Below are 26,159 nucleotides of genomic sequence, written 5' to 3' on the forward strand. Positions count from 1 at the left end.
TAAAAGGTGGCTGGGCAATGGACAGAAATCGGCAGCAGGGGGCGGCGTTGTTGATGGTGCTGGTGGCCCTGGCGATGCTGGCGGGCGGCATGGCCTGGATGGTCGAGCAGGGGCGCCAGCAGGTCGACAGCGTGCGTCTGGTGCAGCAGCGCGTGCAGGCGCGGGCGATCGAGCGGGCGGCGCTGGCCTTTACCGAGCAGGCCCTGCAAGACCCGTTGTGGCGCGCCAGCCCGTTGTTCTGGCAGGCCATGCGCGGGCAGCCGCTGGCTTATGACTTCAAGGGGGGCAAGGCGAGCATTCAGATTCGCGACCTGCACACCTGCTTCAACGTCAACGCGCTGATCGGCCCTGAAGCCGAGCGTGCCCAGCGTCAGTTGGTGCATTTGCTGGGAGCGGACATGGCCGCCGAACGCCTGGCCCAGACCCTGGCCGACTGGCTCGACGCCGACCAGCAGACCCGCCTGCAAGGTGCCGAAAGCAACGAATACCTGCGCCAGTCGCCACCGCGCTTGGCGGCCAATCAACGCATGCGCGATATCAGCGAGCTGAACCTGCTGGCGCTGCCCGACCCACTGCGGGCGTTGCGCTACCCGCAGCTATGCAGCCTGGACGAGACCGCCGGCTGGCGCCTGAACGCCAATGCGCTGAACCTGGAAATGCTGCCGCTGCTGGATGCGTTGTACGAGGGCGAAGTGTCGCGTTCGGTGCTGACCCGCCTGGTCAGCGCCCGCCCGGCGGGGGGCTATCGCGATGCAGGCGAACTGCGCCAGGCGCTGGGGGCGATGGATGACGCGATGTTTGAGCGTTTGAGCGAAGGTCTGCAGCTCAATGGTGACCACTTCCTGCTGCAACTGGACATCGACCTGGATGGCCAGCGGTTTCGCAGCCAGTACCGTGTCGAAGCGCAGGGCGTGGTGAAATGGCATGCGCGAGTGCCGGCGCAGGGCATGTTACTGCGCTCGCGGGAGCCTTTGCCGTTATAGCGCGATAGCCCAGGCAGTGTAGGCGTTGGCTTGCCCGCGATGACGGTGGTGCAGTTACCATTTTTGCCGGCTGGTAGACCGCTGTCGCAGGCAAGCTCCCCCATGGATCTGCCCGGTTGTAGATTTTGAGTGCAGCATGAACCCTGTGGGAGCTGTCGAGCTTTAGCGAGGCTGCGAAAGCGGTGGCCCAGCCAACATCAATGCCAGCCATGCCGCCGCCATCGCAGCCTCGCTGGGGCTCGACAGCTCCTACATTATTTTTGCTCGGTTGGCATGACGTGTTCGCTGTAGGTCGCCAGCGTCAAGGCTCCGCAGATCCCGCAAACCCCGATGAACCCTGTAGGAGCTGTCGAGCTTTAGCGAGGCGGCGATAGCGGTGGCCCAGCCAACATCAATGCCAGCCATGCCGCCGCCATCGCCGCCTCGCCGGGGCTCGACAGCTCCTACATTATTTTTGCCCGGCTGGCATGACGTGTTCGCTGTAGGCCGCCAGCGTCAAGGGTCCGCAGATCCCGCAAACCCCGATGAACCCTGTAGGAGCTGTCGAGCCCCGGCGAGGCTGCGATAGCGGTGGCTCAGCCAACATCAATGCCAGCCATACCGCCGCCATCGCAGCCTCGCTGGGGCTCGACAGCTCCTACATTATTTTTGCCCAGCAGGCATGACGTGTTCGCTGTAGGCCGCCAGCGTCAAGGATCCGCAGATCCCGCAAATCCCGATGAACCCTGTAGGAGCTGTCGAGCCCCAGCGAGGCTGCGATAGCGGTGGCTCAGCCAACATCAATGCCAGCCATACCGCCGCCATCGCAGCCTCGCCGGGGCTCGACAGCTCCTACATTATTTTTGCTCGGCTGGCATGGCGTGGTCGCTGTAGGCCGCCAGCGTCAAGGGTCCGCAGATCCCGCAAACCCCGATGAACCCTGTAGGAGCTGTCGAGCTTTAGCGAGGCTGCGATAGCGGTGGCTCAGCCAACATCAATGCCAGCCATGCCGCCGCTATCGCAGCCTCGCTGGGCGAGACAGCTCCTACATTGATTTCCCTCCCATGTTTCAGAACCGCAGGGTAGCCCCCGTCGTCAGCCAGCGGTCGCGATCCCCGGTCAGGTTGTGCCCGACCACCAGGTCTACATCCACTTGCTGACCCAGATGCACTCGCGGCCCGGCTTGCCAGGCCTGGTCGCCGCCTTGCTGGCCATAGCGTTCTGCCAATAGCGTCAATGAGTCCGCCAAGCGGTATTCCAGGCCTGTGCCCCAGGTCAGTCGGTGGTTTTGTTCGCCATTGTCATAGGCATGGGCCCAGCCGGCATTGAGGTTCAAGCTCAGTGTCTCGAACGCTTGCCAGGTCAGCGGCAGGCCCAGGTCGGCGCCGTCGAACGGATGCCGGCGATCCAGCGCGATATGCGCCGCCGCCGCCCAGGCGATCTCCACGCCCGCATCCTGCCAGGCCCACAATGACCCCTTGAGTTGCGGGCTGAGTTGGGTCTGCTCAGGGTCATCCTCGAGGGCCGCGCCCCATTGCAAGCTGGGCAACGCCCTCGACGTACAGGCTGTAGAGAGCGTGGTGCGCTGTGTTGAACGGGCGTAGCCGGCGTCGATATTGCATTCGCCGGGGGCGTTGATGGCGCCATCATCGACCACGTAGGAACCGCCTGCGGCGAACGCCTTGGACACCAGGCCAACGGCCAGGGTCGCGCCGATAAAGACCAGGTTGCGGCGCAGCGCTCGTTGCCGCGACGCCGGCAGCCACTCGAAGGCAGCCAGGAAGGTGTGTTTGTGCATGGGATTATGCTCCGGCTCAGTACCACTGCTTGAAGCGGCGGATGTAGATCGTCTTCATCAGTTGTGCCACGCAGCAGTAGGCGAGCAAGGTGCCGACCAGCCAAGGGAAGTACGCCCACGGCAACGGTTGCAGACCCACGATCGTGCCCAGGGGCGAGAAGGGCACATAGATCCCCAGGGCGATGACCAGGCTGGTCATCAGCAACACCGGCCAGGCGGCGGTGCTCTGGAAGAACGGGATCTTGCGGGTGCGCAGCATGTGCACCACCAGGGTCTGGGAGAGCAGCCCTTCAACGAACCAACCGGACTGGAACAGGGTCTGCATTTCCACACTATTGGCCGAGAACACGTACCACATCAGGGCAAAGGTGGTGATGTCGAAGATCGACGAGGTCGGCCCGATCCAGATCATGAAGCGCCCGATGTTCTGCGCGTCCCACTTGCGTGGCTTGGCCAGGTATTCCTTGTCCATCTTGTCCCACGGCAGGGCCAGTTGGGAGATGTCGTACATCAGGTTTTGCAGGAGCAGGTGGATCGCCAGCATCGGCATGAAAGGAATGAACGCACTGGCCACCAGCACCGAGAACACGTTGCCGAAGTTGGAGCTGGCCGTCATGTTCAGGTACTTCATGATATTGCCGAAGGTCTCGCGGCCTTTAAGCACACCTTCTTCGAGGACCATCAGGCTCTTTTCCAGGAGGATGATGTCGGCCGATTCCTTGGCAATATCGGTCGCGCTGTCCACCGAGATGCCGACGTCGGCATCGCGCAGGGCGGGTGCATCGTTGATGCCGTCGCCGAGGAAGCCCACGGTGTGACCATTGGACTGCAAGGCCTTGAGCACCCGGGACTTTTGCAGCGGGGTCAGCTTGGCGAACACCGTGCGTTGTTCGACCTGCTGCTTGAGGGTGGCATCGTCCATGGCTTCGATGTCCACACCCAGCAGTGGCTCGCCGGGTTCCAGGCCGACCTGGCGGCAGATGGTGCGGGTGACCACGGCGTTATCGCCGGTCAGCACTTTGACCGCGACCCCGATCTCTTGCAGCGCGGCAATCGCCGGGCCGGCGGTTTCCTTCGGTGGATCGAGGAAGGTCAGGAAACCGTGGATCACCAGGTTGCGTTCATCGGCGGGAGTGTACTGCTGGCGCGCCAGGGCCTTGGGAATATTGCGGGTGGCCACCACCAGCACGCGGAAACCGTCCTCGTTGAACTCGTTGGCGGTGCGCAGCAATTCCTGGCGACGACCCTCGTCCAGGGCCACGGCGCTAGCGCCTTCCATCACATGGGTGGCAATGCCGAGCATTTCTTCCACGGCGCCCTTGCACACCAGCAGGTGATCGCCGTGGCTGTCCTTGACCACAATCGACAGGCGCCGGCGCACAAAGTCGAAGGGCAGTTCATCGACCTTGCTGTAGGCAAACGGCACCTGGAACTTGGGGTTGTGCTGGGAGAACGCGAGCACCGCCTGGTCCATCAGGTTCTTCATGCCGCTTTGGTGATGGCTGTTGAGCCAGGCCAGGGACAGCACCTGGTCGTCCCGCTGGCCGAAGGCGTTGACGTGGTGCTCGAGGATGATTTTGTCCTGGGTCAGGGTGCCGGTCTTGTCGGTGCACAGCACGTCCATCGAACCGAAGTTCTGGATCGCGTTGAGGCGCTTGACCACCACTTTGCGCTTGGCCATGGCATTCGCACCCTTGGCCAGGTTGGCGCTGACGATCATCGGCAGCATTTCCGGGGTCAGCCCCACGGCCACCGCCAGGGCAAACAGGAACGCGTCGCCCCAATCGCCCTTGGTAAAGCCGTTGAGGAAAAACACGATGGGCACCATCACCAGCATGAAGCGGATCAGCAGCCAGCTGACGCTGTTCACCCCACGGTCAAAGGCGGTTTGCACCCGGGAACCGACGATGGCCTTGGCCAGCGAACCGAAATAGGTACGCGGCCCGGTCGCCACGACCACCGCCCGGGCGCGGCCGCTGACCACGTTGGTACCCATGAAGCAGATGTTGGGCAGGTCCAGCAGGTTGCTCTGGTCTGGCGCTTGAAGCGTGGCGGATTTTTGTGTGACGTCGCCCAGGGTGTCGTACTTTTCTACCGGCAAGGCTTCGCCGGTCAGCACGGCCTGGCTGATAAACAGGTCGCGGGACTCGATCAGGCGGATGTCGGCCGGGATCATGTCGCCGGCCGACAGTTGCACGATATCGCCGGCCACCAGTTCACGCATCGGCACTTCACGCAGGGTGGGCTTGGCGCCGACCTGCTCGCGGCGCAGCACGCTGGCGGTGGTGCGTACCATGGCCTTGAGGGCTTCGGCGGATTTTGCCGAGCGGTGTTCCTGCCAGAAGCGCAGCAGGCTGCTCAGGGCGACCATGGTCATGATGATAATGACCTTGGTCAGGTCCACTTCTTCACCGGCGCGCAGCGGCAGCCAGTAGTCGGTGACAAAGCTGATCACCGCGAGGGTCAGCAGTACGTAGATAAACGGGTTGTTCAGGGCCTGGAGGAACTGCACCACCGCGTGGGGCGGCTTGTCGTGGGCCACCTCGTTATAGCCTTCGCGTTGCAGGCGGGCGCTGGCATCCAGTTCGGTCAGGCCGTCCTTGGTCGCCCGGACATTGGCCAGGGTCGCTGCCAGGCCGTTTTGCGCTTCGCGGGCGGCACGCATCGACAGTTTGCTGTCGTGGGCGGTGCTGTTTTTGTTTGCAAGTTGCGTGGTTTTTACGGCGCTCATGATTTTTACTCCTGTCGACATACCCGTTACTTGCCGTCAGGCAGGCGAACACAGGCACGCCGAGTCGCAGTTTTTGCGATCGGGTCTAATAACTTTAACGAGGCGAGTTAATTAACGGGCGCGCAGAAAACTACGGCTGGCTTAGTTCGCAAGGAACGCCAGTTAATTAATTGACCAATAATCAGGAAGTTGCTGTTTCCAGTCGGCTTATGCCGCGCGCGCGCTCAGGCTCAGGCGCACTTGGGCAAGCCGGCTGGAAACGTTCCGTCTCTGCGGATCTTGAGGGTCGGCATGGTCCCAATGCTGGACCAGATGGCCGGTGGTGGGGCACAGGCGCCAGTGCGCCTGCAGGTGTTGCACATTGATACGCGGGGAGGGGGAAGCCAAGGCCAGGCGCACCGGGGCAACGCCCATGGAAGCACGGCACAGCTTGGCACGCAGGGCTGAGGCCAGCGTGCGTACATCAGGTAGAACAAGGGTCTGGAAATTCATAACACACCTCGGGACCGGACTGCGCCGGCTCAAGGCAGTTACGTTGGAGCATCAAGCTCTAGCGCAGCTTACCCGGCCTGGAAGGCGAGTCCCGTCATTACTCTGGGTTTGGCGCCCGACCCCTGTATTCACGGGGAGCGGACAGCGACTAGATACTGTGTCCATTGGCTTCTTTTGTGAGGTTGAAAAAAAGGCCCTAGTTGCAGGCACGGGCAATTTACTCAGGCAGGCAGGGGATGTCAATCTGTAATGAACTTGTTTGTTGTTCGTTCAGACTTTATTCAGATTGGCCTGATTGGCTATATAAGTTCATAGACTATATGCGGCCAATAATGCGAGATAAATCAGTACTAAGCCGCAGGCACCATGACTGACTCGCTGCCAAGTTGCCGAGGCGTTCTTTCGCAAGACATTGACCAAGCCTGCAATCAAAAAACACGACAGGATCGAGGCCAGCATAAAACCGGCGAAGAACACCAGGGTCTGGCCATGACTCGGCGTGGCGCCGACGATGCCTGACAAGGCACTGCCCAGGGCGCCCCAATACACGATGTTCTTGGGGTTGGCCAACGAGATGGCGGCCCCCACCATCAGCGCATTGCGCCCGGTGCTGGGGGGTGCGCTGTCGGGTTGCGGCAACTGCCAGGCATCTTGCAGGCTGCGCAGGCCGAGCCAGGCCAGGTACAGCGCGCAAACGGCGGTCAGCGGCACACGTACCGCTTCGTGCTGGATCAGCAGGGCCATGCCGGTCAGGCCGAATACCGCCCAGGTCGCATCGCCTACCAGCGAGCCTATTTGCACCAGCAACGCTGGGGTGAACCCATGCAACAGGCCGCGGCGCAGGGTTTCCGCCAGCACCGCGCCAGGGGACAGGCAAAACACAAAGCCGAATACCAGTGCGCAAAAAAAGATCGTCAACATCGCCATCCCCATAAATGCCATCGCCGGCAAGCCGGCTCCTACAGGTCAGTCTGAGGCTGGGGGCACGCAGGGGTCTTGGACCAGATTGCGCTCTGATAGCGGCCAGGGGTAATTCCGTACGCCGCACGGAAGTGCCGGTTGAGATGGCTCTGGTCGGCAAAGCCCAGGTCATGGGCAACCTCGGCGGCGCTCAGGCCGCTGCGCAGTAAGCCTTTCGCGCGGCGGGTACGCAGTTGCATGGCCCACTGGCGGGGGCTCAGGCCGGTTTCTTTCTGGAAGGTGCGCAATACGTGGAATTTCGACAGGCCCAACTCGTCACCCAGGGCGTCCAGTGCCACACCCTGATGCAACTGCGCGGCGAGTAACTCCTGGGCCTGGGCGACGAGCCGTGACCCGGCGCTGGCGCCATCCGGCAGGCGCACACCACTGAGCTTGACCACCTCGCCCAGCAGCACCACCAGGGCATCTTCGTTCAGCCCCCGCAGCAGCGGGTCGGCGCTCAGCGCGCCCTTGGCGGCGTGCGCCAGTTGCGCCGCCAGGGCAGGGGCAAAACACAGCGCGCGATCAAACTCCAGGTGCGCCAGCCCCAGGTCGTCGGCCAGGCAATCGGCACCGGCGTACAGGCTGACAAAGTGCCAGGGCGCCCCCTCGGCCGCACCGCCGCCCTGGATCTGGCCAGGGTTGTACAGGGTGATACTGCCGGGCCCTGCCTCGAAAGTGCGGCGGTCCAGCCACACCTGTTCGGCGCCCACCAGGTTGACGCCAATCACGCATTCGTCGTGGCTATGGCGGGCAAACGTCAGGCCGCTGCAGGTGGTGCTGCTGATTTCGTAATGGCCCAGCCAGGCGTGGTGCGGGGAACTCATGGGGTGGGCTCAGTGGCGGCGGGTGCGGCAAAGCATACCTGTTTAGATACTCAGGCGCAGGGCCAGCGCGGCCAGGGTGGCCAGCAGCACCGGCAGCGTCAGCACGATGCCGACCTTGAAGTAATAGCCCCAGGTGATCCGGATGCCCTTGCGCGCCAGGATATGCAGCCAGAGCAAGGTTGCCAGGCTCCCAATGGGCGTGATTTTAGGCCCCAGGTCGCTGCCGATCACATTGGCGTAGATCATTGCCTCCTTGACCACGCCCACGGCATGGCTGGTCTCGATCGACAGCGCGCCGATCAGCACCGTCGGCAGGTTGTTCATCACCGAAGACAGCAGCGCCGTCAGCAAGCCGGTGCCCAGGGCGGCGCCCCACACGCCGTAATTGGCGAAGGCGTCGAGCCAGGTGGCCAGGTACGTGGTCAGCCCGGCATTGCGCAGGCCGTACACCACCAGGTACATGCCCAGGGAAAAAATCACGATCTGCCAGGGCGCTTCCTTGAGTACCTTGCGCGTGGAGATCTTGTGGCCTTTGGCGGCGATCACCAGCAGGAGCAGGGCGCAGGCGGCCGAGATGGCACTGATGGGAATGCCCAGGGGCTCGAGGGCAAAGCAGCCGACCAGCAGGATGCCCAGCACCCACCAGGCGGCGTGGAAGGTTGCCGGGTCATGAATCGCGCTGGCCGGCTCGGGCAGGTCGGCGGGGTCATAACTGTGCGGGATATCGCGCCGGAAGAACCACAGCAGCACCGCCAGGGTCGCGGCGACGCTGACCAGGTTGACCGGCACCATCACCGCTGCGTACTGGTTGAAGCCGATGTTGAAATAGTCTGCCGAAACGATATTCACCAGGTTGGAGACCACCAGCGGCAGGCTGGCGGTGTCGGCGATAAACCCTGCACCCATCACGAAGGCCAGGGTAGCAGCGGGTGAGAAGCGCAGGGCCAGGAGCATCGACATGACAATCGGCGTGAGGATCAGGGCCGCCCCGTCATTGGCGAACAGCGCCGAGACCAGCGCCCCCAGCAGCACCATATAAGCAAACAGCCGGCGGCCCCGGCCCCGTCCCCAGCGCGCCACATGCAACGCGGCCCAGGCAAAAAAGCCGGCCTCGTCAAGGATCAGGCTGATGATGATCAGGGCGACGAAGGTGCCGGTGGCGTTCCAGATGATCTGCCACACCACCGGGATATCCGCCAGGCTGATCACGCCACAGGCCAGGGCGAGGATCGCGCCCATGGTTGCACTCCAGCCTACGCCAAGACCCTTGGGTTGCCAGATGACCAGGACAATGGTGAACAGGAAGATGGCGAGGGCAGCAAGCATCAAGGCATTCTCTGTGGGGGGGGATTCGACGTTTGATTGACCTGTGACAAGGTACCGAGGTTCTGTGCCAAGTGGTTGAAATTAAAATGAAACACAACTGTCCTAAAGTGCCCGCCATTGGTGATAAAGGAAGTAACGGTGTGACCCGTGCCACTCGCAACCTGCGCAAGACCCTCGATTCTGTCGCGGACAACAACGAAACCGCGGCTTTTGACTTGATGCGCGCCGTCGAAAAACTCAGCGATGAAGTGCTGCGTCAGCGCCTGCTCAACACCATTCACCGCCTTAACCAGGATGCCCATGAACTGCGTGAGGCCCGGGATGCGGTAGAGCGGGTGTCGGTCAAGCTGGCCTGATAATGGCACGTAGCCGTTCGGCGATTGGGGGGTGACGATCGAGCCGGCTGCGCTGACACTGGGCATGGTCGCGGCTGTCCGCAAGACCCCATGCTCAATCCACAGGAAGTCATCGAATGAGTGAAAAACCGGCAATTGTCCTGGTACACGGCTTTTGGGGCGGCGCAGCCCATTGGAGCCGAGTGATCGTCGAACTGCAGAAAAAGGGCTATCGCGACTTGCACGCGGTGGAAATTCCCCTGACTTCATTGGCCGACGACGCCGAACGCACACGCAAGATGGTGGCCCAGATCAAGGGGCCGGTGTTGTTGGTCGGGCATTCCTATGGGGGCTCGGTCATTTCCCAGGCAGGCAACGAGCCCAACGTCCAGGGCCTGGTGTTTATTGCCGCGTTTGCCCCGGATGCGGGGGAAAGTCCCGGCGCAATCACCCAGCAACACCTGCCCGAGGCCGCCGCCAACCTGGTGCCGGACAGCGATGGCTACCTGTGGGTCAAGCCCGAGTTGTTCCATCAGAGCTTCTGCCAGGACTTGCCGCAGTCAGAGGGCGACGTGCTGGGAATTACGCAGAAGGCGCCCCTGGCCAGTACCTTTGGCGATGAAGTGAGCAATCCGGCCTGGAAGAACAAGCCGTCGTGGTATCAGGTGTCCACCCAGGACCACATGATTCACCCCGATAACCAGGTACGCATGGCCGAGCGCATCAAGCCCCGGGAGATTCTCACGCTGGACGCCAGTCACGCCTCGCTGGCCTCAAGGGCAGGCGAAGTGGCGGCATTTATCGACAAGGCCGCCACGGCCCTGCAGCCATAAATCAGGCAGGCAACATTCCTTCCTGGCGTCGGGGTGTTGCCTGCAAGATCGTTCAAGACAATCCTGTTTGGCGCTGCCATGCTTGCCGACTGTCTGTCGATGAGCCTGTTGTCCATGCCTACTGCCTTGCCGCATTACGCCTTCGCCCGTGGCGCGATTGCGATTATTCCCCTGTCGTTGGCGTGCGCCCCGTGGGGCCTGCTCGCCGGTTCCCTGGCGATTGACGCCCAATTCACCCCGCTGGAAAGCCAGGGCCTGTCGGCCATTGTGTTTGCCGGTGCCGCACAGTTGGTGGCGATTGGCATGGTCAAGAGCGGCGCGAGCCTGATCGCCATTTTGCTCACCACCTTGCTGCTGACCTCCCAGCACTTGCTGTATGGCATGCATATGCGTAGCACCCTGTCGCCCTTGCCGGCGCGCTGGCGCATGAGCCTGGGCTTTTTGCTGACCGACGAATTCTTCGCCCTGGTCAGCCAATACGACCGCCAGACCTTTAACCGCTGGTATGCCCTGGGCGTGGGCCTGACGTTCTACGTGGCCTGGAACCTGTTCACCCTGGCCGGCATCGTGCTCGGCAAGAGCATCCCCAACCTCGATCAACTGGGCCTGGAGTTCTCCATCGCCGCGACCTTCATCGCCTTGATCACCCCGGTTGTGCGTGATGTGCCGACGGTGGTGTGCGTGGCAGTGGCCCTGCTGTTTTCGGTGCTGCTCAGCTACTGGCACTGGGAGTCGGCGGTGGTGGTGTCGGGGTTGTTGGGGATGAGCGCAGGGTATGCCTGCAAACGCTTGGGAGTGGGGCAGCGATGATTTTTGTGATGATTATCGGCATGGGCCTGGCGGTGTTTTTCAACCGTTATCTGTTTCTTGAACCGCGCTTGCCGGTGCGCCTGAACCGCGGCGCCCGGGAGTTTCTCGGGTTTGCGGTACCCGGCATGTTGACGGCGATTTGCGGGCCGATCATTTTCCTCGCCGAGCACAAGCTCAACCTGAGCCCCACCAACCCCTACCTGCTGGCCGGGATCTGTGCGGTGGCCCTGATGTTCTGGACCCGCAGCGTGTTGACCACGGTGCTGTTGAGCATGGCGCTGTTCTATCTGTTTCGCTGGTTGTTGTAGGCAGTGGTACAGTCGCGTTTTTTTCAAGGAAGCGATGGCATGCGGAAGGTGGTGATAGGTGCGTTGGTCCTGGCGGCGCTGGCCGGTTGCGCAGGTTCGAAGATGAAAGACGCACGCGCTGGCGCGCCCTATAAAACCCTGGCGTCTGATAAGGCGGCCCTGGTCGTAGCCCAATGCATCCAGTTTGGCTGGCAGGACGAGGCGGTATTCGGCGTCGACGCCGGCGGCTTCATGGAGCCTGCGCAAGGCGGTGGCCATACGGTGTACACCACGGGCGGTGACTACTTTGTCGATGTGCGCAGCGCCGGTACCAGCACCACGGTCAGTTACTACGCGGTGCAGGACAGTTGGGCCGCCAAGCGCCGTCTGGCCGCCTTGGCGACCTGCCTGTAGGTTGTTTCTTTAGAAATCTTCAGAAATGCCCAGCGGACACTGCGCCGGCTTTGTCTTAAAATGCCAGCGCTTGCCCGACATGATGGCTCTTTACCAGTACATGGATGTCGAGGCCTAAATGTCGGGCAAGCACCTTTTCAACGTGGCATATAGCCCAGGTGCCAGCGCCGCGGAATCTTCAGCGACACCAGGCCCAGCAGCGCCGACAGCAGGCCGCTGACCAACAGTGCCCGGATCCCCATCTGGTGCTCCAGCACAGCACCGATCACCGCGCCGACAAACATCCCGGCCCAGGGAATCAACTGCACGCGCCAGCCATTGCGGCGCTCCCCCAGCATCCAGCGCCCCAGGCCGCGACCGAAACGCGACAACGCGCCGGTCACGTAAGTCAGCCCCACGGGCAAGCCATTGACCTGTTCCACCGCCGCATTGAGCATGCCCATGGCAATGATCGCAGCCAGTACTGCCGGCAACTGCTCGGCCATCGGCCACGCCGCGGCGCCGCACAATAGCGTGGCAATACACAGCAACAACGGCAGCGCATGGCGCTTGCTCACGCGGCTGATGATCACCCCCAGCGCGTTGCCCAGGATGAAGGTTGCCACCAACAGGGTGAGGCGCCCGGTCAGCCCCAGGTCACCCTCACTGATTGCCACCGCCAGCCGCGTGGTATTGCCGCTCATGAACGAGACAAAATCGCCACTGGCCATGAAACCGATGGCGTCGGTCATGCCGGCCAGCACCGAAAGGCTGGCCACCAGCGTCAGGCCGATGCGCCCCCGCCATTTGTGCTGGTGCTGCAAGGCAGTATTGACCATGGGCTTAGGGGAAGAGGGCAGCACGGCGAGAGGTTCCTCTATGAGATTATCCGGCCACTACCGTAGGACGCTTTCCGGTTGACTGCAATGACTTGGCACATCCTTCAGTTCACTTCCAAGCGCCAGCCCATGACGTCCCAGCTCAGAACGTGAGTCGGCGCCAGTGCCTTGAGAAACGCTGCGTCATGGGAGACCGCAATCAGCGCCCCGGTAAATCCCTGTAAAGCCTGTTCGAAGGCCATCACCGACTCCAGGTCCAGATGGTTGGTCGGCTCATCCAGGAGCAGCAATTGCGCGGGAACCTTGCGCCATAAGGCTATCGCCATGGCAGCCTTCAAGCGCTCGCCACCGCTGAGCTGGCCGATGGGCTGGGTGACGCGCCATGCATCCAGTTGCAACAGCGCCAGACGGGTGCGCAGTTCGGCTTCGGCCAGTGGCGTGTCCATCAATTTCAGTTGCTCGACGATCGACTGCTGGTCATCGAGCAGGGTCAAGTGCTGGTCGAGATAGGCGCTGGGTACATGAACCGTGCATGCGCCGCTGACAGGTTGCCAATGCCCCGCCAGCAGCTTGAGCAGGGTGGACTTGCCGCAGCCATTGGGCCCGTGGACCGCAACCCGGACCGGCCCGCACAGGCTCGCGTTGATCAAGGTGCTCGGCGCGCGGGGATCGAGCCAGGGCAACTGGCAGTCGATCAGGGTTAGCACTTGGCGGCCAGCCGGCAGGGGTGTGCCGGGCAAGGCAAGGAAGGTCGGCGTTTCGTCCACCACCCGTTCGTGGGCCGTGCGCACGCGTTCGTTCAGGGCCTGCTTGTGCTGCACATGGGCGCTGCGCACGTTGCTGACGATTTCATTGGCGGCGCCTTTCCAGCGGGATTTGGTGAAGGCATCGACATTGGCGGTCTCTGCATGTTTACGGGCACTGGCGGCTTGGCGCTGGAAACTGTCGATAGCCTTTTTCAGGCGCTGGTGCTCGCGCCGCCGATCCAGCCGGGCATGTTCCAGGGCGGCCTGAGCGGCCTGTTGCTCGGCATCACGCTGCGCCCGATAGTCATCGTAGTTGCCGCCATAGAGCCGGGCCCCGAGGGGCGACAGTTCGATGATCCGCCCCAGGGTATTGAGCAGGCGTCGGTCGTGGCTGACCACCACCAGGCCGCCGCGCCAGGCGCCAAGGGTCGCCAGCAGCCAATCGCGGCCGGCACTGTCGAGGTGGTTGGTGGGTTCGTCGAGGATCAGCAACTGCGGCGCGCCCAGCAGGCCACCAATCAGGGCGATCCTGGCCAGTTGTCCACCGCTGAGTTGGCCGGCGGGCTGATCGGGGTCGATCTCGGCCAGACCGGCGCCGTCCAGGGCCTGGCGCAGGCGTTCGGCCAGGTCCCAGCGATCATCGATCAGTTCCAGGTCGTCGGCCTGCGCGCGGCCCGCGGCCAGGCGCTCAAGTGCCGCCAGAATAGGCGCGCAACCGCAGACCTGGGCCACAGTCTGCCCCGGTAACAGCTCAATGCTTTGTGGGACATAGGCGATACGCGCCGAGGATTTAATAACCCCATGGGATGGTTCAAGCACGCCGGCCAGCAGGCGCGCCAACACACTCTTGCCCATGCCATTACGGCCGACAATCCCGGTCGGGGTGCAATCGATGGACAGGTTGAGGTCTTCCAGCAAAGTCTCGCCATCGGCGAACTGAAAACCCAGGTGATGCAAGGAAACAAGTACAGGCAGCCGGTTGACGTCAGTCATCAGCACCTCCAGAACAATGTGGCACAAGCCAACAAGCGCGCCAGGCGGCTCGTTGCGTTTACATGTTGGAAGGCTTAGTTGTTCACGTCGGCGGTCGTCCTGCAGTCGGGAGGGATCGGTAGCCTAGCGCAGTTCAGTCATTTTTCCTACATCGGTGGTGTCAGTGCCTACAGTTGCTCAAGAAACATCGCCAACCCCACTTCTTCGGCTTTCAAGCCCTTGCGCACCCTGGGCCTGGGCAGTTTCGCCAGGCCGCCCAGGCTGAAGTGCTCCAGCACGGCCGGGTGGATGTAGCATTTGCGGCACACCGCCGGGGTATTGCCCAGTTGCCGGGCGACATTCTTGACCATCTCCACCACATGCCGCTTTGCATCCGACTCCGGTTGCCATGCCAGTTCGCGCAACACGGCCAGGGCCAGGGCACTGCCGGCCCAGGTGCGGTAGTCCTTGGCGGTAAAGTCGGCGCCGGTGAGGCTGTGCAGGTAGGCGTTGACGTCGGTGGAGCTGACGGTATGCCGCTCGCCGTTCTCGTCCAGGTACTGGAACAGGTTCTGCCCCGGCAACTCCAGGCAGCGCTTGAGCACGGTGGCCAGGCGCCGGTCCTTGATACTGACCTGGTGCTCGACGCCGCTCTTGCCACGGAACTGGAACTGGATTTCGCTGCCCTTGATATCCACGTGGCGGGTACGCAGGGTGGTCAGGCCATAGGAGCGGTTATCGCGGGCGTATTGGCTGTTGCCGACGCGGATCAGCGTGGCATCGAGCAACAGCACGACGGTGGCCAGGACCTTCTCGCGGTTGAAACCCGGCGCATCGATTTGCGCTTGTAGCTGCTTGCGCAATTTGGGCAGCGCGTTGCCGAACTGCTGCAGGCGCGAATACTTGTCGCTGTCGCGCACTTCACGCCAGCGTGGGTGATAACGGTATTGCTTGCGACCACGGGCATCGCGGCCGGTGGCCTGTAGATGGCCCTTGGGGTCGGCGCAGATCCACACATCGGTATAGGCCGGCGGGATGGCCAGGGCGTTGATGCGCTGGATTTCGTCGGCGTCGCTGATGCGCTGGCCGTCGCTCTGGAAGTACTGGAACTTGCCCCGCAGTTTGCGGCGGCTCAGGCCCGGCTGACTGTCGTCAACGTAGTGCAGGTCACGGGGCAGGTCGACGGGCAGGGTGGAGTCGGGCATGGCAGAGTCCTTGGCAACAAATCAGGCCGGTATGCCTGATTGACCGCAGCACCGGGCCGTGCGTTCAAGCCAGTACGGCGACCGCCTTGATCTGTGCCCATAACGCCTGGCCGGGATGCACTTGCAACTGGTCCCGGGAATAACGGGTGATGCGCGCCAGCAGCGGCGTACCCGCCGCGTCGAGCCGTACCAGCACATGCGCACTGTTATCGGCAGGGATCTCCTGGGTCACGGTCACGGGCAAGCAATTGAGGATACTGCTGTGCTCCCCAGGTTGCAGGCTGAGGCTCACGTCCCGGGCCTGCACCTTGAACCGCAAGTGTTTGCCCAGCTCCAGCGGCGCGTGGGCCACGCGCATTTGCAGTGGGCTGTCGGGCAATTGCAGGGTCAGCAGTTGGTAATGGGCGTCATGCTCGCTGACCGTGCCGTTGATCACCACGCCGGCATCGTCGCCCAGGGCCAGCGGCAGGTCGAGCCGCGCCAGGGTCTCGCCAATCGGCCCGCTGGCCAGGGCCTTGCCCTCACTGAGCAGGACAATGTGATCGGCCAGGCGCGCCACTTCATCCTGGGCATGGCTGACGTACAGCACCGGGATTTCCAGTTGATCGTGCAGGCGTTCCAGGTAGGGCAGGATCTCGCCTTTACGCTGGCTGTCGAGGGCGGCCAGGGGTTCGTCCATCAGCAATAGCTGCGGGCTGGTGAGCAGGGCGCGGGCGATGCCTACGCGTTGGCGCTCACCGCCGGACAAATGCTGGGGGTGGCGATCCAGCAGGTGGCCGATCCCCAGCAAGTGCGTGGCGTGGGCCATGTCCACGCGACGCTGGGCCTTGGGGATCCGCTTGAGGCCGAACTCCAGGTTGGCCAGCACCGACAGGTGGGGAAACAGGCTGGCTTCTTGAAACACATAACCCAGGGCGCGCTTGTGCGGCGGCATAAACACGCCGTTGCGGCTGTCTTGCCAGACCTGATCGTTGATTTGCACAAATCCATCGCCGGCCCGTTCCAGCCCGGCAATGCAGCGCAGGCACGTGGTCTTGCCCGAACCCGAATGCCCGTAGAGCGCGGTGACGCCGCGCCCTGGCAGCTTGAGGTCCACGTCCAGGGCAAATCCGGAGTAGTGCAGTTGCAGGCGCACCTCGATCATTGACATCAGCTCCAACCCGCTTTGGTTTTACGGCTGGAGTAGAGCGCCAGCAACACCAGGAAAGAAAACACCACCATGGCCCCGGCCAGCCAGTGGGCTTGGGCGTATTCCATGGCTTCGACGTGGTCGTAGATCTGCACCGAGACCACGCGGGTCTTGTCGGGGATATTGCCGCCGATCATCAGCACCACGCCAAACTCGCCCACGGTATGGGCGAAGCCGAGGATCGACGCGGTGATAAAGCCGGGGCGGGCCAGCGGCAGGATCACCGTGAAAAATGTATCCCAGGGATTGGCCCGCAACGTCGCGGCAACTTCCAGGGGACGGCTGCCGATGGCCGAGAACGCGTTTTGCAACGGTTGCACTACAAACGGCATGGAATAGATCACCGAGCCAATCACCAGGCCGGCGAAGCTGAACGTCAGGGTGCCCAGGCCCAGCCATTGGGTGAACTGCCCGAGGTAGCCATGGGGACCCATGGTCAGCAGCAGGTAGAAGCCAATCACCGTCGGCGGCAGCACCAGGGGCAGGGCGACCACCGCGCCAATCGGCCCGCGCCACCAGGAACGGGTGTGCGACAGCCACAGGGCGATGGGAGTGCCGATGATCAGCAGAATCACGGTGGTCAGCGACGCCAGTTTCAGGGTCAGCCAGATCGCGGAAAAATCGGCACTCGATAGTGGCATTTACAGTTGATAACCGTAGGATTTGATAACGGCAGCGGCTTTCGGCCCCTTGAGGTAGTCAACCAGTGCCTTGGCGGCCGGGTTGTCCTTGCCTTTGTTGAGGATCACCGCGTCCTGTTTGATTGGGTCATGCATCTCGCCCGGCACAATCCACGCCGAGCCGCTGCTGACTTTGCCGTCTTTAAAGATTTGCGACAAGGCGACAAAGCCCAACTCGGCATTGCCGGTGGACACAAACTGATAGGCCTGGGTGATGTTCTGGCCTTCGACCAGCTTGCTCTTGACCTTGTCGGTCAGGCCCAGCTTGGCCAGGACCTGGGTAGCCGCGAGGCCGTAGGGTGCGGCTTTCGGGTTGGCGATGGACAGGTGCTGGTATTCATTTTTTTGCAGCACCGCGCCCTTGGCATCCACATAACCTTCCTTGGCCGACCACAGCGCCAGGGTGCCCACGGCATAGGTGAAGCGCGAGCCCTTGACGGTGTCGCCTTCGCTTTCGAGCTTTTGCGGGGTGGTGTCGTCGGCGCTGAGGAACACTTCAAACGGCGCGCCGTTCTTGATCTGGGTATAGAACTGCCCGGTGGCCCCGTAGGCGGCGACCAGTTTGTGCCCGGTGTCTTTTTCGAAGTCGGCGGCGATCGCCTGGATCGGCGCGGTGAAGTTGGCGGCGACGGCCACTTGCACTTCATCGGCGTGGGCTGTGCCCAAGGTAAAGAGGGCGATCAGGGTGGCCAGGCCGGTGGGGGCCAGGCGTTGGGCGCGAATCATCATGAAGCAGCTCCTTGGGGTGCCGACGTGGCGGCTTGTTATAGTTAATCGCTATGTATGGGAATATATAGCGGTTCGCCATCGTCGGTACAGTGCAAAGTTGTCTCAGGGGTCTAGCCCTTGTTGAGTTGCGCCAGCGCCTGGCGGGCCAGGCTCAGGGTCAGCTCGCGGGTGGACAGGTCTTGCCCCAGGCGCAGCGCCTGGCCGGCCCACAGGCTGCTGAAGTCCGCTGCATCCAGGGCGCGCAACGGCAGCAATGCACCACCGGCCAAGGGAAACGCCGGGGCGGTGGGATTGATTGGCCCAAGCTCGCGCATCACGCGATTGATGATCCCCCGCGCCGGGCGGCCGGTGAACAGGTTGGTCAGTGCCGTTTCGCTGGCCTGGGCGCTGTGCAATGCCTGATGGTGGGCGGGGGTGATAGTGGCTTCGGGCGTGAACAGATAGGCCGTGCCGATCTGCACCGCCGAGGCGCCGAGGGCGAACGCGGCAACCATGCCCCGCGCATCGCCAATCCCGCCGGCGGCGATTACCGGCACGCTGACTGCATCGACGATCTGCGGCACCAGGGCCATTGTGCCGATCTGGCTGGTGAGGCGGTCGCTGAGAAACATCCCGCGATGCCCCCCGGCCTCATACCCCATGGCGATGATTGCATCGCAGCCGTGCTGCTCCAGCCAGATCGCCTCCTCGACGGTGGTGGCGGACGACAGCACTTTTGCCCCGGTGGCCTTGACCCGGTCCAGCAGCGCTTTTTCCGGCAGGCCAAAGTGGAAGCTGACGACTTCCGGGCGGAATTCTTCCACCACCTCGCAGCTGGCATTGTCGAACGGTGCGCGGTTGGAGAGCGGGGTGGGCGCGTCAAAATCTGCAGCCAGCTCACGGTAGTAGGGCTCCAGCAAATCCTTCCACTGGCGATCCCGCTCGGGGTTGGGGGCCGGTGGCCGGTGGCAGAAGAAGTTGACGTTCAAGGGGCGGGCGCTGGCCTGGGCAATGGTGGTCAACGCCTGGCGCAGTTGCTCGATGCTGAGTGTGGCCGTGGGCATCGAGCCCAGCGCCCCGGCCTGGCTCGCGGCGATCACCATCTCGGGGCTGGTGCTGCCCGCCATGGGCGCCTGGATGATCGGCAATTCAATGCCCAGCAGGTCGAGAATGCGGGTGTCTGGCCAGGTGCTCATGGATCGCTTCTCCAATGATGGAACGCTCAGGAAGGGCTGCCCGGCCCTTTTAACAGGGCCGGCCGGGGCAAGGCCAGTCTGTATTATTCACTGGACGCCGGCTGTGGTTCATGCGGGGTGTGGCGTTCGCGCTGGAGCAACAGCTGTTTGCGCTCCACGCCCCAACGGTAACCCGATAGATGGCCATCGCTGCGTACCACGCGGTGGCAGGGAATCGCCACGGCCAGGCTGTTGGCGCCGCACGCCTGGGCAACGGCGCGAAAGGCGCTGGGTGCGCCGATGCGCTTGGCAATCTCGGCGTAGCTGGCGGTGCTGCCCACCGGGATTTCCCGCAGTGCCTGCCAGACCCGCTCCTGGAAGGCGGTGCCGCGCAGGTCCAGGGGCAGGTTCAGGCCCAGGGCAGGCGCCTCGATAAACCCCACCACCTGGGCAATCAACTGTTCAAAGCCGGGGTCGGCACCGATCACATTGGCCTGCGGGAACTGGTCTTGCAGGTCGCGCGCCAGTTGGTCCGGGTCGTCACCCAGGAGGATCGCGCAGACCCCGCGATTGCTCTGCGCCACCAGAATCGCCCCCAGGGAACACTCGCCGACGGCAAAGTGAATATCGTTATGGATGCCACCGGCTTTGTAGTCGCTGGGCTTCATGCCGAGCAACTGGTCGGCTGACGCGTAGAAGCGGCTGTTGGAGTTGAAACCCGCGTCGTACAGCGCATCGGTCACCGACTGGCTGTCCTGCAGGTGCGCCCTGACCTTGCGTGAGCGATGGGCGCGGGCATAGCCCCGGGGTGTCAGCCCGGTCAGGGTCTTGAACACGCGGTGGAAGTGGAACGGGCTCAAGCCGGCGCCGTTGGCCAGGTCTTCCAGGGCGGGCAGGGTCTGGGCCTGTTCGATATGACGGCAGGCGGCGGCAATCAGGTGCGCATGGCGTTGCGCAACCTGGGTCTGGTCGGCCGAGGTGCGTTTGTTGGGGCGGTACCCGGCGGCTTCGGCTTGCTGCGGTGTGTCGAAAAACTCGACATTCTTGCGCAGTGGCTGACGTGCGCTGCTGCTGGGGCGGCAATACACGCCGGTGGTCTTGACCCCGTAGACGAAGGTCAGGTCGGCCGTGGCGTCGCGGGCGACAATGGCTGCCCAGCGCAGATCATCTTCAGTGCTCATGGCAATAGCTCGGCAATGGATCAGTGGCCAGGATAATAAACCGGGGGCGCCCGGGCACTCCGTTGCTTGCGGTGGAATTCACCGGGGTCAGCCGGCCCTGCGAAACGTCAGGTTGATCCGTTGCGGCCCCATGCGCGGGTGCACGCCTTCCTTGATCGGCAGCACCCCATGAAAGCGCAGGCGATCGACGCCGCCCCAGACCGCTACGTCGCCATGGAACAGCGAGATCTTCTGTGTCTTGTCACTGCGCTGATGGCCGCCAAACAGAAACACCGCCGCCAGCCCCAGGGACAACGAGACCACCGGGGCGCTGTAGTCGCGCTCGTTCTTGTCTTGATGCAGGGACATTCTGGCGCCGGGTACATAGCGGTTGATCAGGCAGGCGTCGGGTGCAAAGCCGTCGAAGCCGGCAGCCCTGGCCGCGTCGATCGCCAGTTCACGTAGCACGGCCGGCATGCTCGGCCAGGGTTGTTGGCGCTCGGGGTCCAGAGGGCTGTAGCGATAGCCCTGGCGGTCGGTGGTCCAGCCCAGTTCGCCGCAACTGCTCAGGGCCGCCGACATGGTAAAGCCACCGGGGGTGACCATCTGCCGGAACGGTGACTGGGCGAGGACGGCACGAAGCTCGGGCAATACACGCTCAAGCCAGGGCAGGGCATAGCCCCTTAGGACGTAGGATTGTTCGCCGATTTGCTCGCGACGGGCCGGTTGTTGCAAGGCCTCGTCGCTGAACAGGTCGCCCGTGGAATCAGGTTGCACAATCACTCCGGTATTGGTCGTGGTTTTACAGGGCCTTGCTCACGGTGATCTCAGTGATTTCGTCACTGGCATCGTGAATTTTCGCCAAGGCCTCTTGGGCCTCTTCGATGCTCGCCGCGTGCAGTTGGGCAAATTCGAAGCGGCGTTCGCCGTTGAGTTTGTACTTGATGACGTATTTGGTGGTTTGAGTCACGGTGATTCCTGTGGCTTGGGTGGCAATCAGCTGAGTTTGGTGCTGGTGCGGCGAACAATGCGGATCTTATGGGACAACGCTGGCTTGCGGGTAACGCTGATGGCACGGCGCGTCACCACATCCAGGGTGATGTTCCAGAACCCGGTGCTTGGCGCGGTGATCTTGGCCGGGAACTTGTCGAAGGCGCCACCGTGATAAGTGTGGCGACCGCCATTTTTGAAGCTGCGAAAATTCGCATCGCTCATCAGGCGGATATTGCAGGTCTGGGAGCATTCAATGACGACAATATCCCCTTCGTTCAAGTGTTCGCGCTGGTGGATGAATTTCATGGGGGGGGTGTCTCCAGAAGGGCTTTTTCTGAAAAATCAGAACGATACGTAGGTTAAGATGGAGTTTATCAGCCCCAGCACGTTTATTATCGGGTCGTCGTCGACGTCTTCGACAATTTAAAACAGTTATTTACCGATATATCAGGGATAAATCCTACGTGGGCGGGAGAAAAATACCATCTCCGCTGTCGTAGGGTCTTTATCGGAGGTTTTGTATGAAGTGGAGTGTATTGGTTCTGGCCCTGGCAATAGGTGGATGTGCTTCGGTTTCAGACATCAAGCAGACACCGCCAACCCTGGCGGTTATCTCCGGGAAAAAACCGCAGGAATACGCGGCGTGTGTGGTGCAGAAACTGTCGTCGACCCGTCGTCCGTCGCAGATCGAGCCTCATAAGGAAGGTGTGCGGGTGATTGTGCCGCAGAAGTTTTCGGCTGACCCATCGGCCATTTTCGAGATTGAAGACCGCTCCAGCGGTAGCAGCATCAAGCTCTACGAGAGCATGTCCAATGTGCCGATTCGTCCGGGTGACGTGAAAAAAGCTGCGGAAGACTGTATTTCCGGCTGAGTCCACGACGCCGCTCATACGCGATCAACTCCGATCAAAAAGCCCGGCCTGCGGTTGCAGTGCCGGGCTTTTTATTGTCGGCAATTTCTTACATGGCGGTTGTGACTGTCGGCTCATTACCCTACCATTTGTAGGCTTATGCATTGTAGGTCTAAGCATATAACTATAAAAATGGAGTCGTGATGATGTCTGTGGAGAGAGTGTTGATGGGTGGCGCCTTGCTACTCATGCTCGGCAGCGCGCAGGCGCTGGAGGGCAACAAGATATTCAGTGAAGGTGGCGCGCAGCCTGGCGCGGCGGCGTGCATGGCATGCCACGGGGCGGATGGCCTGGGGTTGGCTGCTGCGGGTTTTCCGAGGCTTGCGGGGTTGCCGGCGGCTTATTTGAGCAAGCAACTGCATGATTTCAAGAGTGGCACGCGCAGCAACCCGGTGATGACGTCGCTGGCCAAGGCGCTTACCGAGGAAGAAATCGCGGCGGTGACCCAGACACTGGCGGCGATGCCGGCACCTGCCGTGGCCGTCGGCCATCGTAGTGCTACGCCGAACAGTCCCGCTGCAAAACTGGCGCTGCAAGGCGCCTGGGAACGGCAGATTCCGGCGTGCGTCAGCTGTCATGGCCCCTCGGGCGTGGGGGTTGGCGAGGCGTTCCCGCCGCTGTCCGGGCAGTCCGCGGCCTACCTGGCTGCCCAGCTCAATGCCTGGCGCGGTGGCACTCGGCGCAACGACCCCAATGACCTGATGGGGCACGTGGCCAAATCCCTGACGGATGACGAAGTGCAGGGTATCGCCAATTACTTCGCCTCCTTGCCTGGCCAGGAGGTCAAGCCATGAAGAATCTGTCATTTGCACCCGTGTTGGCCGCGTTGATCAGTGTGCCGGCGTTGGCCGCACCGATTGCCATGGAAGATCAGTCGCAACTGCAGGTGCCGGCTGCGGTGCCCGCCGCCAAGGCGTTCCAGCCGCCCCAGGAAAGCGAACTGCCTGACAACGCCTACGGCAAGCTGGTGATGCAGGGCTATGCGTTGTTCGTCGATACCAAGCGCCTGGCGCCGCAGTTTGTCGGCAACGGCCTCAATTGCAGCAACTGTCACCTGGATCAGGGGCGCCTGGCCAATTCCACGCCCCTGTGGGGGGCGTACCCTATGTACCCGGCGTATCGTAAGAAGAATGACAAGGTCAACTCCTTTGCCGAGCGCCTGCAGGGCTGTTTCCAGTTCAGCATGGATGGCGGCACGCCACCGGCAGCGGACAGCCATGAGATTGCCGCGCTGTCGACCTATGCCTACTGGCTGGCGAGCAAGGCACCCTTGGGCGTGGAGTTGCCGGGGCGTGGTTACCCGGAGGTGCCACAACCGGCCAAAGGCTACAACCTCGCGCAGGGTGCCGAGGTGTACAAGGCGCAATGTGCGGTGTGCCATGGCGCCGAAGGGCAGGGGCAGAAGGTGGGCGACAGCTACGTGATGCCACCGTTGTGGGGTAAGGATTCCTACAACTGGGGCGCCGGTATGCATCGGGTCAACACCGCAGCGTCCTTCATCAAGCACAACATGCCGCTGGGCAAGGGCGGCAGCTTGAGCGACCAGCAGGCCTGGGACGTAGCGGCCTATGTCAACCGCCATGAGCGCCCGCAGGATCCGCGCCTGGTAGATGGCTCGGTGGAGAAAACCCGCGTGAAGTTCCATGCCAATGATGGGGTGAACCTGTACGGGCAAACGGTAGACGGCGTGCTGATTGGCCAAGGCATCCGTTAAACTGTTGCCTGAACACAAAAAATGCCGCTCAAACCCCGGGGTTTGAGCGGCATTGTCATTCTGGAAAAGCAATTATGAAACGTGAGCGCGTCAAAGAGCGGCATGCAGAGGGTCATATCTCTGCGACCCATGTGATTCAAAATCCGGCCAATTCGGGGGAGTGGATCGTGTTTTTCAAGAAAAGCGGCGGGCGCAGCTTTTTCCTGGTGGATGACCAGGACGAGGTCGAATCCTTTGAAAAACTCGATGACCTGATCGACACCATTCGCAGCCTCGGCATCAAGTTCGCCGAGATTCACATGTAGCCGCCCAGCTTACTTGCAGACCACCACTACGCTGCGACCCTTGAAGTTGCCCACATCGGCGCCCAGGGTCTTGTCGCTTTCCTTCAAGGCTGGCGTGCCTTCGGTGCCGACGATGCGGTAACCGGTGCCGGCGCAGGAGGCATCGGCCTTTTCGTAGCAACTGGCCCAGGAATTGGCCTCGCCCGAACAGTCAATGGTCAGGCCTTGTTCGCCGTTTTTCAGGTAAATGTCGGAAGTGGTGGTGCAGCCGGCGAGCGCCAGTACCGAGGTCAGTGCCAGGATCTTGTTCATGTAAGGTTCGTCGTTGAGAAGTGTTAAGGGGCGCGCTGACACTGTTGTGGGGCGTTTCAGCGAGATTATAGCGAACGGCCATCAAGGTACAGACAATCACAAAAAAGCCCCGTTCACCGGGGCTTCATGCGCAACCGCAGAGGCTTATTTGCCCTTTGGTCGCTTGCTCGACGCGTGGCCGGCTTCATCCACAAATACTTCGGCTACTGCAATCGCCTGGCTTTCGGTGGCGAATACGCCGGCAACGCTGTCGCCGTGAAAGTTGATCAGGTGCCAGCCGTCTGCTCGCTTGGTGATCAGGTAGCCGTTTACGCCTTTGGGTTCTGACATCTATTAACAATCTCGTGGTCTGGTGTTCAAGCTGGCAATGATAGCGCCAAATGCCATGGGGGCGCGTAAGTTGTTGCAGGTCAGTGCCGAACCCCATAAAGCGTGCTAAAAAGGATATGGCCCTTTGAAATCAGGGGATGCTGGGTTTTCTCCGGTGCCGTTGGGGCCGCTTGTTTGAACATGGGCGGAACTAACGCCGACATTTTTTCTCTATGTTGACATCGCAACGCCAGCAGCGCCCATTGTAAGGTGGCTGCGGCCTGATTAGACTGCGCCGAATTTCGTACGCACAGCCCTTATTAAGGACTTATATGATCAAGAAATGCTTGTTCCCAGCAGCCGGTTACGGCACTCGCTTCCTGCCAGCGACCAAGGCCATGCCTAAAGAAATGCTGCCGGTGGTAAACAAGCCACTGATCCAGTACGGCGTCGAAGAGGCACTGGATGCCGGCCTGAACGAAATCTCCATCGTCACCGGTCGTGGCAAGCGCGCCCTGGAAGACCACTTTGACATCAGCTATGAACTGGAAAACCAGATCAAGGGCACCGACAAGGAAAAATACCTGGTCGGTATCCGCAAGCTGCTCGACGAGTGCTCGTTCTCCTACACCCGTCAAACCCAGATGAAAGGTCTTGGTCATGCCATCCTCACCGGTCGCCCGCTGATCGGTGACGAACCGTTTGCCGTGGTCCTGGCGGACGACCTGTGCGTGAACCTGGAAGGCGACGGCGTCTTGACCCAGATGGTCAAGCTGTACCAGAAATACCGCTGCACCATCGTTGCAGTGCAGGAAGTCGATCCTTCGGAAACCAACAAGTACGGCGTGATCGCTGGCGACGACATTGGCGATGGCCTGATCCGTGTGCGCGACATGGTCGAGAAGCCAGCGCCGGAAGATGCCCCGTCGAACCTGGCGATCATCGGTCGCTACATCCTGACCCCGGATATCTTCAAGCTGATCGAAGAAACCGAGCCAGGCAAGGGCGGCGAAATCCAGATCACCGACGCATTGTTGAAGCAGGCCAAGGACGGTTGCGTCATTGCCTACAAGTTCAAGGGTCGTCGTTTTGACTGCGGTGGCGCCGAAGGCTACATCGAGGCGACCAACTTCTGCTACGAGCACTTCTACAAGACTGGCAAGGCTTACTGATTAAGCATGGCCTGTTGAGTCTCAAGAAAGCCACCT

30 protein-coding genes are annotated in these 26,159 nt (G+C 62.0%); 11 read left to right on the forward strand and 19 right to left on the reverse strand.

Annotated features, from left to right (window positions below; translation table 11 throughout):
- Positions 1-17 precede the first annotated feature (17 nt).
- Complete coding sequence (gene gspK / locus AC19YY_RS19270; protein WP_169955808.1) at positions 18-983, forward strand: type II secretion system minor pseudopilin GspK; 966 nt, start codon at positions 18-20, stop codon at positions 981-983.
- Positions 984-2,031: 1,048 nt separating this feature from the next.
- On the opposite strand, the gene AC19YY_RS19275 is transcribed toward gspK, so the two are convergent.
- The 6 genes from AC19YY_RS19275 to AC19YY_RS19300 form a co-directional block, all read right to left on the reverse strand.
- Positions 2,032-2,760, reverse strand: a complete 729-nt coding sequence (locus AC19YY_RS19275; RefSeq protein ID WP_500604676.1) for a PA4824 family protein — start codon at positions 2,758-2,760, stop codon at positions 2,032-2,034.
- 16 nt (positions 2,761-2,776) lie between these two features.
- Entirely contained in the window at positions 2,777-5,491 is a 2,715-nt protein-coding gene (gene mgtA, locus AC19YY_RS19280) for a magnesium-translocating P-type ATPase (protein WP_500604677.1), read from the reverse strand.
- A gap of 207 nt (positions 5,492-5,698) precedes the next feature.
- Positions 5,699-5,983, reverse strand: coding sequence for a hypothetical protein (locus AC19YY_RS19285; protein WP_170058051.1), 285 nt, complete (start codon positions 5,981-5,983; stop codon positions 5,699-5,701).
- Between the two features lie 309 nt (positions 5,984-6,292).
- Positions 6,293-6,904, reverse strand: coding sequence for a LysE family transporter (locus AC19YY_RS19290; RefSeq protein ID WP_500604678.1), 612 nt, complete (start codon positions 6,902-6,904; stop codon positions 6,293-6,295).
- 38 nt (positions 6,905-6,942) lie between these two features.
- Positions 6,943-7,770, reverse strand: coding sequence for an AraC family transcriptional regulator (locus AC19YY_RS19295; protein WP_500604679.1), 828 nt, complete (start codon positions 7,768-7,770; stop codon positions 6,943-6,945).
- A gap of 42 nt (positions 7,771-7,812) precedes the next feature.
- On the reverse strand, positions 7,813-9,096 hold the full coding sequence (locus AC19YY_RS19300; RefSeq protein WP_170058054.1) for an arsenic transporter: 1,284 nt from the start codon (positions 9,094-9,096) through the stop codon (positions 7,813-7,815).
- A gap of 140 nt (positions 9,097-9,236) precedes the next feature.
- Between AC19YY_RS19300 and AC19YY_RS19305 the strand changes: the two genes are divergently transcribed.
- From AC19YY_RS19305 to AC19YY_RS19325, 5 genes are all read left to right on the forward strand, one after another.
- Positions 9,237-9,452: a hypothetical protein gene (locus AC19YY_RS19305; RefSeq protein ID WP_003212603.1), complete on the forward strand. Its 216-nt coding sequence runs from the start codon at positions 9,237-9,239 to the stop codon at positions 9,450-9,452.
- A 116-nt stretch (positions 9,453-9,568) separates the two neighbouring features.
- On the forward strand, positions 9,569-10,264 hold the full coding sequence (locus AC19YY_RS19310) for an alpha/beta hydrolase (RefSeq protein WP_500604680.1): 696 nt from the start codon (positions 9,569-9,571) through the stop codon (positions 10,262-10,264).
- A 114-nt stretch (positions 10,265-10,378) separates the two neighbouring features.
- Positions 10,379-11,074: an AzlC family ABC transporter permease gene (locus tag AC19YY_RS19315; protein WP_057440118.1), complete on the forward strand. Its 696-nt coding sequence runs from the start codon at positions 10,379-10,381 to the stop codon at positions 11,072-11,074.
- The gene (locus tag AC19YY_RS19320; RefSeq protein WP_169955816.1) at positions 11,071-11,382 is read left to right on the forward strand and encodes an AzlD domain-containing protein; all 312 of its coding nucleotides are present in this window, start codon (positions 11,071-11,073) and stop codon (positions 11,380-11,382) included. The genes AC19YY_RS19315 and AC19YY_RS19320 overlap by 4 nt, the downstream gene beginning before the upstream one ends.
- Positions 11,383-11,421: 39 nt before the next feature.
- Positions 11,422-11,775, forward strand: a complete 354-nt coding sequence (locus tag AC19YY_RS19325) for a hypothetical protein (protein ID WP_500604681.1) — start codon at positions 11,422-11,424, stop codon at positions 11,773-11,775.
- Between the two features lie 137 nt (positions 11,776-11,912).
- On the opposite strand, the gene AC19YY_RS19330 is transcribed toward AC19YY_RS19325, so the two are convergent.
- From AC19YY_RS19330 to AC19YY_RS19380, 11 genes are all read right to left on the reverse strand, one after another.
- Positions 11,913-12,617, reverse strand: coding sequence for a DUF1275 family protein (locus AC19YY_RS19330; protein WP_169955818.1), 705 nt, complete (start codon positions 12,615-12,617; stop codon positions 11,913-11,915).
- Positions 12,618-12,697: 80 nt separating this feature from the next.
- Positions 12,698-14,332 carry an ABC-F family ATP-binding cassette domain-containing protein gene (locus AC19YY_RS19335; protein ID WP_500604682.1) on the reverse strand — a complete coding sequence of 545 codons (1,635 nt, stop codon included), beginning with the start codon at positions 14,330-14,332 and terminating at the stop codon, positions 12,698-12,700.
- A 167-nt stretch (positions 14,333-14,499) separates the two neighbouring features.
- On the reverse strand, positions 14,500-15,516 hold the full coding sequence (locus AC19YY_RS19340; protein ID WP_169955820.1) for a DNA topoisomerase IB: 1,017 nt from the start codon (positions 15,514-15,516) through the stop codon (positions 14,500-14,502).
- 64 nt (positions 15,517-15,580) lie between these two features.
- Positions 15,581-16,666, reverse strand: coding sequence for a molybdenum ABC transporter ATP-binding protein (gene modC, locus AC19YY_RS19345; RefSeq protein ID WP_500604683.1), 1,086 nt, complete (start codon positions 16,664-16,666; stop codon positions 15,581-15,583).
- Entirely contained in the window at positions 16,666-17,346 is a 681-nt protein-coding gene (gene modB, locus AC19YY_RS19350; RefSeq protein ID WP_169955822.1) for a molybdate ABC transporter permease subunit, read from the reverse strand. The genes modC and modB overlap by 1 nt, the downstream gene beginning before the upstream one ends.
- Positions 17,347-18,114: a molybdate ABC transporter substrate-binding protein gene (gene modA / locus AC19YY_RS19355; protein ID WP_500604684.1), complete on the reverse strand. Its 768-nt coding sequence runs from the start codon at positions 18,112-18,114 to the stop codon at positions 17,347-17,349. It lies immediately after the preceding gene.
- Positions 18,115-18,224: 110 nt separating this feature from the next.
- On the reverse strand, positions 18,225-19,289 hold the full coding sequence (locus AC19YY_RS19360; RefSeq protein ID WP_500604685.1) for an NAD(P)H-dependent flavin oxidoreductase: 1,065 nt from the start codon (positions 19,287-19,289) through the stop codon (positions 18,225-18,227).
- A gap of 83 nt (positions 19,290-19,372) precedes the next feature.
- A complete protein-coding gene (ada, locus tag AC19YY_RS19365; RefSeq protein ID WP_169955825.1) occupies positions 19,373-20,449 on the reverse strand; it encodes a bifunctional DNA-binding transcriptional regulator/O6-methylguanine-DNA methyltransferase Ada in 1,077 nt (358 codons plus the stop codon).
- Positions 20,450-20,536: 87 nt separating this feature from the next.
- Positions 20,537-21,205: a DNA oxidative demethylase AlkB gene (gene alkB, locus AC19YY_RS19370; RefSeq protein WP_172311131.1), complete on the reverse strand. Its 669-nt coding sequence runs from the start codon at positions 21,203-21,205 to the stop codon at positions 20,537-20,539.
- A 25-nt stretch (positions 21,206-21,230) separates the two neighbouring features.
- Positions 21,231-21,398, reverse strand: coding sequence for a hypothetical protein (locus AC19YY_RS19375; protein WP_169955827.1), 168 nt, complete (start codon positions 21,396-21,398; stop codon positions 21,231-21,233).
- A gap of 26 nt (positions 21,399-21,424) precedes the next feature.
- Positions 21,425-21,727 carry a DUF1883 domain-containing protein gene (locus AC19YY_RS19380; protein WP_003173824.1) on the reverse strand — a complete coding sequence of 101 codons (303 nt, stop codon included), beginning with the start codon at positions 21,725-21,727 and terminating at the stop codon, positions 21,425-21,427.
- Between the two features lie 215 nt (positions 21,728-21,942).
- Between AC19YY_RS19380 and AC19YY_RS19385 the strand changes: the two genes are divergently transcribed.
- The 4 genes from AC19YY_RS19385 to AC19YY_RS19400 all read left to right on the forward strand — a co-directional run bounded on the left by AC19YY_RS19385 (position 21,943) and on the right by AC19YY_RS19400 (position 24,351).
- Positions 21,943-22,293, forward strand: a complete 351-nt coding sequence (locus tag AC19YY_RS19385; RefSeq protein ID WP_029294633.1) for a hypothetical protein — start codon at positions 21,943-21,945, stop codon at positions 22,291-22,293.
- Between the two features lie 182 nt (positions 22,294-22,475).
- Positions 22,476-23,126, forward strand: a complete 651-nt coding sequence (locus AC19YY_RS19390; RefSeq protein WP_170058062.1) for a c-type cytochrome — start codon at positions 22,476-22,478, stop codon at positions 23,124-23,126.
- Complete coding sequence (locus tag AC19YY_RS19395; RefSeq protein ID WP_169955830.1) at positions 23,123-24,046, forward strand: c-type cytochrome; 924 nt, start codon at positions 23,123-23,125, stop codon at positions 24,044-24,046. Before AC19YY_RS19390 ends, AC19YY_RS19395 begins: the two co-directional genes overlap by 4 nt.
- A gap of 74 nt (positions 24,047-24,120) precedes the next feature.
- Positions 24,121-24,351, forward strand: a complete 231-nt coding sequence (locus tag AC19YY_RS19400) for a hypothetical protein (protein ID WP_169955831.1) — start codon at positions 24,121-24,123, stop codon at positions 24,349-24,351.
- A gap of 9 nt (positions 24,352-24,360) precedes the next feature.
- Here AC19YY_RS19400 and AC19YY_RS19405 read toward each other — a convergent pair whose 3' ends face one another.
- Both AC19YY_RS19405 and AC19YY_RS19410 read right to left on the reverse strand, forming a co-directional pair.
- Positions 24,361-24,642, reverse strand: coding sequence for a YgdI/YgdR family lipoprotein (locus AC19YY_RS19405; RefSeq protein ID WP_169955832.1), 282 nt, complete (start codon positions 24,640-24,642; stop codon positions 24,361-24,363).
- A gap of 144 nt (positions 24,643-24,786) precedes the next feature.
- Positions 24,787-24,972, reverse strand: coding sequence for a hypothetical protein (locus AC19YY_RS19410; protein WP_076960784.1), 186 nt, complete (start codon positions 24,970-24,972; stop codon positions 24,787-24,789).
- Between the two features lie 311 nt (positions 24,973-25,283).
- On the opposite strand from AC19YY_RS19410, the gene galU reads away from it, so the two are divergent.
- The gene (gene galU, locus AC19YY_RS19415) at positions 25,284-26,123 is read left to right on the forward strand and encodes a UTP--glucose-1-phosphate uridylyltransferase GalU (RefSeq protein ID WP_029294645.1); all 840 of its coding nucleotides are present in this window, start codon (positions 25,284-25,286) and stop codon (positions 26,121-26,123) included.
- Positions 26,124-26,159 lie beyond the last annotated feature (36 nt).

It is taken from the genome of Pseudomonas sp. MF09156, assembly GCF_059862305.1.

Coding starts and splice junctions, on each gene's coding strand:
- AC19YY_RS19360 (WP_500604685.1), bottom strand. CDS start 19,289: ATGAGCACCTGGCCAGACACCCGCATTCTCGACCTGCTGGGCATTGAA.
- AC19YY_RS19315 (WP_057440118.1), top strand. CDS start 10,379: ATGCCTACTGCCTTGCCGCATTACGCCTTCGCCCGTGGCGCGATTGCG.
- AC19YY_RS19285 (WP_170058051.1), bottom strand. CDS start 5,983: ATGAATTTCCAGACCCTTGTTCTACCTGATGTACGCACGCTGGCCTCA.
- mgtA (WP_500604677.1), bottom strand. CDS start 5,491: ATGAGCGCCGTAAAAACCACGCAACTTGCAAACAAAAACAGCACCGCC.
- modC (WP_500604683.1), bottom strand. CDS start 16,666: ATGTCAATGATCGAGGTGCGCCTGCAACTGCACTACTCCGGATTTGCC.
- ada (WP_169955825.1), bottom strand. CDS start 20,449: ATGAGCACTGAAGATGATCTGCGCTGGGCAGCCATTGTCGCCCGCGAC.
- galU (WP_029294645.1), top strand. CDS start 25,284: ATGATCAAGAAATGCTTGTTCCCAGCAGCCGGTTACGGCACTCGCTTC.
- AC19YY_RS19275 (WP_500604676.1), bottom strand. CDS start 2,760: ATGCACAAACACACCTTCCTGGCTGCCTTCGAGTGGCTGCCGGCGTCG.
- AC19YY_RS19380 (WP_003173824.1), bottom strand. CDS start 21,727: ATGAAATTCATCCACCAGCGCGAACACTTGAACGAAGGGGATATTGTC.
- AC19YY_RS19310 (WP_500604680.1), top strand. CDS start 9,569: ATGAGTGAAAAACCGGCAATTGTCCTGGTACACGGCTTTTGGGGCGGC.
- AC19YY_RS19335 (WP_500604682.1), bottom strand. CDS start 14,332: ATGACTGACGTCAACCGGCTGCCTGTACTTGTTTCCTTGCATCACCTG.
- AC19YY_RS19325 (WP_500604681.1), top strand. CDS start 11,422: ATGCGGAAGGTGGTGATAGGTGCGTTGGTCCTGGCGGCGCTGGCCGGT.
- AC19YY_RS19390 (WP_170058062.1), top strand. CDS start 22,476: ATGATGTCTGTGGAGAGAGTGTTGATGGGTGGCGCCTTGCTACTCATG.
- AC19YY_RS19405 (WP_169955832.1), bottom strand. CDS start 24,642: ATGAACAAGATCCTGGCACTGACCTCGGTACTGGCGCTCGCCGGCTGC.
- gspK (WP_169955808.1), top strand. CDS start 18: ATGGACAGAAATCGGCAGCAGGGGGCGGCGTTGTTGATGGTGCTGGTG.
- AC19YY_RS19290 (WP_500604678.1), bottom strand. CDS start 6,904: ATGTTGACGATCTTTTTTTGCGCACTGGTATTCGGCTTTGTGTTTTGC.
- AC19YY_RS19400 (WP_169955831.1), top strand. CDS start 24,121: ATGAAACGTGAGCGCGTCAAAGAGCGGCATGCAGAGGGTCATATCTCT.
- modB (WP_169955822.1), bottom strand. CDS start 17,346: ATGCCACTATCGAGTGCCGATTTTTCCGCGATCTGGCTGACCCTGAAA.
- AC19YY_RS19340 (WP_169955820.1), bottom strand. CDS start 15,516: ATGCCCGACTCCACCCTGCCCGTCGACCTGCCCCGTGACCTGCACTAC.
- AC19YY_RS19385 (WP_029294633.1), top strand. CDS start 21,943: ATGAAGTGGAGTGTATTGGTTCTGGCCCTGGCAATAGGTGGATGTGCT.
- AC19YY_RS19295 (WP_500604679.1), bottom strand. CDS start 7,770: ATGAGTTCCCCGCACCACGCCTGGCTGGGCCATTACGAAATCAGCAGC.
- AC19YY_RS19410 (WP_076960784.1), bottom strand. CDS start 24,972: ATGTCAGAACCCAAAGGCGTAAACGGCTACCTGATCACCAAGCGAGCA.
- AC19YY_RS19395 (WP_169955830.1), top strand. CDS start 23,123: ATGAAGAATCTGTCATTTGCACCCGTGTTGGCCGCGTTGATCAGTGTG.
- modA (WP_500604684.1), bottom strand. CDS start 18,114: ATGATGATTCGCGCCCAACGCCTGGCCCCCACCGGCCTGGCCACCCTG.
- AC19YY_RS19300 (WP_170058054.1), bottom strand. CDS start 9,096: ATGCTTGCTGCCCTCGCCATCTTCCTGTTCACCATTGTCCTGGTCATC.
- AC19YY_RS19320 (WP_169955816.1), top strand. CDS start 11,071: ATGATTTTTGTGATGATTATCGGCATGGGCCTGGCGGTGTTTTTCAAC.